The organism is Sulfuricurvum sp. MLSB, assembly GCF_000747095.1.
In the GTDB taxonomy this organism is placed as follows: Bacteria; Campylobacterota; Campylobacteria; order Campylobacterales; family Sulfurimonadaceae; genus Sulfuricurvum.
Window position 1 is genome coordinate 1 of sequence record NZ_JQGL01000133.1, and the last position, 5950, is coordinate 5950.

Genomic DNA, 5950 nt, shown 5'->3' on the forward strand with positions numbered 1-5950 from the left:
TTGACATCCCTTCTTCACTGCAGGCATTGATGGAAATCACGCCGCAAAGCAACCTTCTTATCTACAACATCATGATCGTTCAAACTCCGATTGAAAATTCAACGGTCAATTTCGTCGCTCCGCTTATTTTTAACACCGACAATCAGGTAATGGCTCAGATCATTATCGACGATCGTAACGATTTCAGCATTGCCGAGCCGATCAAAAACTATCTCAAAGGATCCGAGAATGGATAAGTCGATTACCCTTGTCGGAAACGGGAAAATGGCGCTGTCGCTCGCGAAAGGGCTGAATGCGACCCATGCGATCGAAGTGATCGGGCGTACAAATGAAGCCTTGGAGCGTTTCGAAAAGGCTCTCGGAAAACCCGTGCAAAAAACCCTCTACGCCGATGCCGATATTCAAGGGAAAACCGTTATTCTCTGCGTCAAACCCGCCAATCTCGAAGACGTGGCTCCCCGCCTTCGCGGAGAAGCCCGAACGCTCTATTCAGTTCTGGCCGGAACCCCTTTGAGCGCATTGAAAAAAATCCCCGCACACCGCTACTGCCGCGCAATGCCCAATCTTGCCGCCGAAGCGGGGGCATCGATGACGTCTCTCGTCGGAGATGCGGATATTTCGGAACAGGCGATGGCGCTTTTCAACACCATCGGCTCGACGCTTTGGTTGGGCAGCGAAAAAGAGCTGGACATCGCGACGGCGCTTGCCGGCAGCGGACCGGCATATCTGGCCCTGATTGCCGAAGCATTGACCGACGGCGCGGTACGCGAAGGATTGAAACGCAGCGACGCCGTGGAATTGATGCGGGGACTGTTCAAAGGCTTCGGCGCTTTGATTCAGGAAACCCATCCTGCCGTTCTTAAAGACAATGTCATGAGCCCCGGCGGAACAACGGCGGCAGGATATGGCGCCATGGAAGAAAGCGGTGTCCGCAACGCCTGCATGGAAGCCATCCGAGCAGCACACGAAAAAGCAAAAGCGCTCAAATAAAGAGGATTCCCCCTCTTTTATTTTTGCGATTCTTTTTTACTTCCCTCTTGCTGCGTTCCCTCATTGTTGTACACTCTCATCGTAAAAGACGAACGGATTTTGTCGCCGTCTCTTTCAAAATGGATGGGAAAGTTTACCCGTATGATCCACTCTCCCTGATTGACGTTTTCCAAAAAGTGATAAAAACTTTGGGGTGAGGTGATTTTGGACGTCGCATTCACTTCGTACGTTCGAAACGTCCCGTTACTGTCAAACGTCGTCACTTCGGTTAAATACAGATCATCAAACTCTTTGCGATACTGTTTTTCAAACCGTTCGGGATGAAAAGGGGTATTAAACGCCGTAATCATCCGTTTATTCTGTACCTGAAGCTCTTTGAGCCTATTTGCCACTTCATCATGCCGATTTTGCGCAAAATCGAGTTTTTGAAACTCTTTTTTGCTCTCCAGCCGAAGCGTACGGTACTCTTTTCCTTTAGGAATCAGCAGCACAAACGAAAATCCGATGACTCCAATCATCAACAGAACAGAGAATGTCAGCAGCATGATTGTCTGTCGGTTCATTGCAGCTCCTCGGTGTTTTCATCCTCAAGATGATTGGTCGATACAAACCGATACCATCCGTTTTCGATCGGGTAAAAACTGGTATAGGTTTGATGAAAGATGGAACGTAACGAAGCTTCCAGCATGTATTGATACGTCTCTTTGTTCGGAGTCGTCCCGTACAGCACCAGTGACTTGGCGTCCAGATCGGCACGGGAAAGGGTAATTCCGTCCGGCACAAGATCGAACAGGTTGCGTATGCTCTCTTTCATGACCGTATTATCGGTGGTTATCTGTTCGGCGATTTTAACTTCCGCTTCAATCAGCTTGATCTGTTCTTCCATCGTGTCGATCGATCGGTTCAGCCCTTTTTCCTGCGCTATGACCGCTTTGTGTTCGTAGGCGAAATTGTACGTTTTATAGCCCAGAAAGGAGTAGGTTCCCGCCAGCATCGCGATCGTGACGGTAAAAAAGAAAAAGACCAGCTTTAGTTCGGTGCTAATGAGTTTCTTCGGCCGTGGGGTAATAAAACTGTGCTTCACGCCATCCCCTCTTCCAGCAGTGAAAGGGTAATCACTTCCTCGGCAAGATCGATTTTACGAACCATGACGTTCAGAAAAAGTTCCTCTTCGAGATAACGCTTGAGTTCGCTTCCGTTTCCGTAACCGTCCGCCAGCCATACCGTCTCGACAAACCGGTTACGACAGTGTTCTCCCGCATAAAAGCGGGCAAGCGTTTTTTCAATCAATTCGAAACGGTAAAAATCATCGCCGAAACGGTCGTTCTCTTCTTTGGTGTCCCCTCCCGGCTGAAGCGGAACCAGAGTATCTTCGAAAAGCGTTTCTTCTTCGCTGAACTCGACAATCTCTTCAAGGGTATCAAGATCCTCAATGTCGCTCAGATCATCCAGTTCGTCGATAATCTCCAAATCATCCAGCATCTCGATCTGGTCCAGATTGATCCCGCGACTCGGCTCTTCCTCTTCCACTCCGATGGTAAATCCGATGTTGCTTCCTTCATCCGCTCCCATTTCCCCTTCCTGCCGGTGCAACGGGTAATGATGCGCGTATTCGAGTTTTCCGTCCTCAAAGAATGCGATGCTCATGGAATCTTTTTCCGCCAACACGAAAAGGGCCAGCTTGCCGCCGATTTTATCGGCATAAAAACGTTCCAGTACCGAAAACGGGGAAAAAACGAAATCAAGGCCGATCGTTGCATATTTTTTCTTGAGCAGCTCGAGTTCTCGGGCCGATGCGTACAACATCCATTTTTGATTGCGGCACAGCGTTTTTGTTCCGCTCATCTCTGCACTGTCGTTGATCTCGTGAACCGAACACCCCTCAAGCGCTCCCTGATTGGGATCGGGATTCAAAACGGCTATATAATGCAGAGGCGATTCTTCAATGATTTTTCGGACGTAACGGGAAATCTCTTCGATCGCCGACATCCCTTCGTACCGTCTAGTCTCTTTGGATAAACGTTTCTTGCCTTTGTAGAAGGTCACCGTGACTTCGTACTTCTCTCCGTACGAAATGACGGCAATAAAAATTTTTTGATAAAGCCAGCCGATCACTCCGCGTCCTCGCGGTTTTGGCATAACGGATGCGATTTAAGGTAGTGATCCATTTTCAAGGCATTTCCCAGTTTGGTATATATCTGTGTCGTCGCCATACTAGCATGACCTAATAATTCGCTAACATCGGCAATCCGTGCACCGTTATTTAACAGTTCGGTCGCATAAGTATGACGCAATTGATGAGGAGTCACTTTTATCCCTATCTCGGCGAATGTCTTGGTAATCATATATCTTAGACTATTTTCGCTTAATTTTTGACCTTCAAGCTCAAAAACGTACTCTTTAGAGGGATGGGCCGCATGATATGCGCCGATCATCGACTTGGCAAGTTCGGGCATCGGCACGTCTCTTTCTTTGGCACCTTTCCCCCGGACCCGGCACCACTGCTCCGCAATGTCCGCTATGCGCATATTGGAAAGTTCTGAAATCCGCAATCCCATCGTATAGAGCACCACGATGGCGAGTTTGGACAACGGATCGGCATAGCTCAGCGCATGAACGATATGTTCATGTGCAATCGGCTTGGGGAGTGTTTTAGGGACCTTTATACTTTCATCGCCGCGCAGCTCGACCGACACCCCTTCTTGGCGAAGATACTTGACGAAACTGCGGATCGCACTGAGTTTTGCGGAAACGGTTTTGGGTTTGAGAGGCGCGATCTTCAGACGAAGCGGCATCAGGTTGATGGCGAGGTCATTTTTTTCAGTGCTGATTTCGGCGTACCGCATCATTTCGTCCAACGCATCGTTATAGCTTCGAATCGTCAACGCCGAATACCCCCGGATTCCATCAAGGTATTTCAAGAATGCCTCTTTGCGCAGATACAGCCCTTGCATTATTTGCCTTGGCGAAACGGCCTAAAAAGCGCGTTCCATCAGTTTTTCTCTCAGCAGCGCTTTGGCCGTTTCCATGTCAAGCCCTTCCAGATCAATCGGTTCGGAAGCATAAAAATCAAGCGTTCCAAACGGTTTGGGAATCGTGAACCTGTCCCAGCTGGAAAGCTGCCAGTACGAAGAGGGAACGCAGTGAAAAACGATCACTTTTGCGTTGCGCTTCTGGGCCATCACGACGGCCCCGTCGCTCATCACGTGACGCGGGCCTTTCGGGCCATCAGGAGTGATTCCGATATCGTATCCTTCGGAGAGGGATTTGAGCCCCTGGATCAAAACCTTCGCACCGCCGCGGGTCGTTGAACCGTGAATGGTGCCAAGCTTAAAATAACGCATGATCCGCGCAATGATCTGCCCGTCGAAATGATCGGAGATCAGTACGTTGGCTTTGGGAACTTTGCGAAACCGGTAATACAGATACGGCTGCAGGAGCAAATCACCGTGCCAAAATGCAAAAATGACCGGCTCGGAGGGGACGGTTTTGGGAAGGTGAAAACGCTTGCGGCTGGTCAGATAGATCAACCGTATCAACAACGCTCCGACGGGGGGAATGATCCAGAGGGCCAGCGTCCGTAAGAGCTGCTTACGCAAGTATTTCTCCGTATTGGACTAAACGGGAAACCTCCGTAATTTTGACACGGGAAATTTTACCCAACCGCTCTTCGGAGCCTTTTACTTTGACAACGATATTGTTGTCCGTACGTCCGGCTACGTAACCGTCACTTCGGAGCTCTTCGAAATAGACGTCGAACTCCTTGCCGAGGTAACCGGCGGTGATCTCATCAAGGATCGTGTCCTGATAGGCCTGCAGACGGCTGAGGCGGTCCGATCCGATCTCCGAATCAACCGTATTGGTCATGCCTTCCGCTTCAGTAAGAGGGCGCGGAGAATACTTGAAACTGAAAATCTGCTCGAACCGTACCCGGCGCATGACGTCGAGCGTCTCTTCGAAGTCCGCATCGCTCTCGCCGGGAAATGCCACGATGATGTCGGTACTGATACTGACGTCCGGAACCATCTCGCGCAGCTTTGCGGCACGGTTCAAAAACCACTCTTTGCTGTATCCCCGCTTCATCGTTTTGAGGATCTCGGTCGAACCGCTCTGCAGCGGCATGTGCATCGATTTGCAGATTTTCGGGTTGCGGGCGAACTCTTCGATGAACTCGTCGTCCATATGAAGCGGATGGGGAGAGGTGAAGCGAATCCGCTCGATCCCCTCGACCGCGCTCACACGGCGGAGCAGCTCGGTGAAGTTAACTTTTTCATGCTGACCGGAGAAGCGGCGGCCGTAGTTATTGACGTTCTGCCCCAGCAAAAACACCTCTTTGGCTCCCGATTCGGCGGCCTTGCGCGCTTCGGCGACAATCAGATCGGCCGGTATGGAGATCTCGTCGCCGCGCGTTTTGGGGACGATGCAGAACGTACACTGCTTGTCGCATCCGATCGAGATGTTGATGTAGGCTTTGTAAGGGCTTGAGCGGAAATCTTTGAAGGCGAACTGCGATTCGTCGAAATCGATGTCTATCTCGACCGCTTTGTCCCGGTAGATCACCTCCCCGATTTTGGAAACGTTGCGCGCTCCGAGAACAAAATTCACATACGGTGCGCGCTTGATGATCTCTTTGCCAAGATGGGAAGCCGTACAGCCGCAAACGCCGATTTTGGCCCCCTCTTTTTTGAGCTTGTTAAAACCGCCGAGTTCGGAGAAGAGTTTATGAACCGGCTTTTCACGGACCGAACAGGTATTGATCAAAATCAGGTCGGCTTCGCGCGCGTCGTCCGTGAGTTCATACCCTTCCTGCGCGTTCAGCTCCGCAATCATATGCTCGGAATCGCGAACGTTCATCGCGCATCCGAGCGTTTCGATAAAGAGTTTTTTGGACATTAGAGGATATGAACCTCGTACATGTACTCGTTAGCGGAGAGACCGTAGCGCACTTCGCGCATATAAA

9 protein-coding genes are annotated in these 5950 nt (G+C 50.4%); 2 read left to right on the forward strand and 7 right to left on the reverse strand.

Annotation, left to right across the window (positions count from 1 at the left end; all coding sequences use genetic code 11):
• Positions 1-236, forward strand: a 236-nt coding sequence (gene fliW, locus JU82_RS09590; RefSeq protein WP_037949884.1) for a flagellar assembly protein FliW, incomplete at its 5' end; no start/stop codon positions are given.
• On the forward strand, positions 229-990 hold the full coding sequence (locus JU82_RS09595) for a pyrroline-5-carboxylate reductase (protein WP_037949886.1): 762 nt from the start codon (positions 229-231) through the stop codon (positions 988-990). The genes fliW and JU82_RS09595, both read left to right, overlap by 8 nt.
• A gap of 17 nt (positions 991-1007) precedes the next feature.
• Here the strand turns inward: JU82_RS09595 and JU82_RS09600 are convergent, their stop codons facing one another.
• The 7 genes from JU82_RS09600 to JU82_RS12260 are packed head-to-tail and all read right to left on the reverse strand — an operon-like array spanning position 1008 to position 5945.
• Positions 1008-1553 (reverse strand): hypothetical protein, encoded by a 546-nt coding sequence (locus JU82_RS09600; protein WP_037949889.1) that lies wholly within the window; start codon positions 1551-1553, stop codon positions 1008-1010.
• On the reverse strand, positions 1550-2074 hold the full coding sequence (locus tag JU82_RS09605; RefSeq protein WP_037949892.1) for a hypothetical protein: 525 nt from the start codon (positions 2072-2074) through the stop codon (positions 1550-1552). Before JU82_RS09605 ends, JU82_RS09600 begins: the two co-directional genes overlap by 4 nt.
• Complete coding sequence (locus JU82_RS09610) at positions 2071-3105, reverse strand: hypothetical protein (protein ID WP_037949897.1); 1035 nt, start codon at positions 3103-3105, stop codon at positions 2071-2073. Before JU82_RS09610 ends, JU82_RS09605 begins: the two co-directional genes overlap by 4 nt.
• On the reverse strand, positions 3102-3944 hold the full coding sequence (locus tag JU82_RS09615; protein ID WP_037949900.1) for a tyrosine-type recombinase/integrase: 843 nt from the start codon (positions 3942-3944) through the stop codon (positions 3102-3104). Before JU82_RS09615 ends, JU82_RS09610 begins: the two co-directional genes overlap by 4 nt.
• 21 nt (positions 3945-3965) lie before the next feature.
• Positions 3966-4589, reverse strand: coding sequence for a lysophospholipid acyltransferase family protein (locus tag JU82_RS09620; RefSeq protein ID WP_037949902.1), 624 nt, complete (start codon positions 4587-4589; stop codon positions 3966-3968).
• A complete protein-coding gene (gene miaB / locus JU82_RS09625; protein ID WP_037949905.1) occupies positions 4582-5883 on the reverse strand; it encodes a tRNA (N6-isopentenyl adenosine(37)-C2)-methylthiotransferase MiaB in 1302 nt (433 codons plus the stop codon). Before miaB ends, JU82_RS09620 begins: the two co-directional genes overlap by 8 nt.
• On the reverse strand, positions 5883-5945 hold the full coding sequence (locus JU82_RS12260; RefSeq protein WP_366921376.1) for an HP0268 family nuclease: 63 nt from the start codon (positions 5943-5945) through the stop codon (positions 5883-5885). The genes miaB and JU82_RS12260 overlap by 1 nt, the downstream gene beginning before the upstream one ends.
• Positions 5946-5950: the final 5 nt, after the last annotated feature.

Coding starts and splice junctions, on each gene's coding strand:
- JU82_RS09615 (WP_037949900.1), bottom strand. CDS start 3,944: ATGCAAGGGCTGTATCTGCGCAAAGAGGCATTCTTGAAATACCTTGAT.
- JU82_RS09595 (WP_037949886.1), top strand. CDS start 229: ATGGATAAGTCGATTACCCTTGTCGGAAACGGGAAAATGGCGCTGTCG.
- JU82_RS09600 (WP_037949889.1), bottom strand. CDS start 1,553: ATGAACCGACAGACAATCATGCTGCTGACATTCTCTGTTCTGTTGATG.
- miaB (WP_037949905.1), bottom strand. CDS start 5,883: ATGTCCAAAAAACTCTTTATCGAAACGCTCGGATGCGCGATGAACGTT.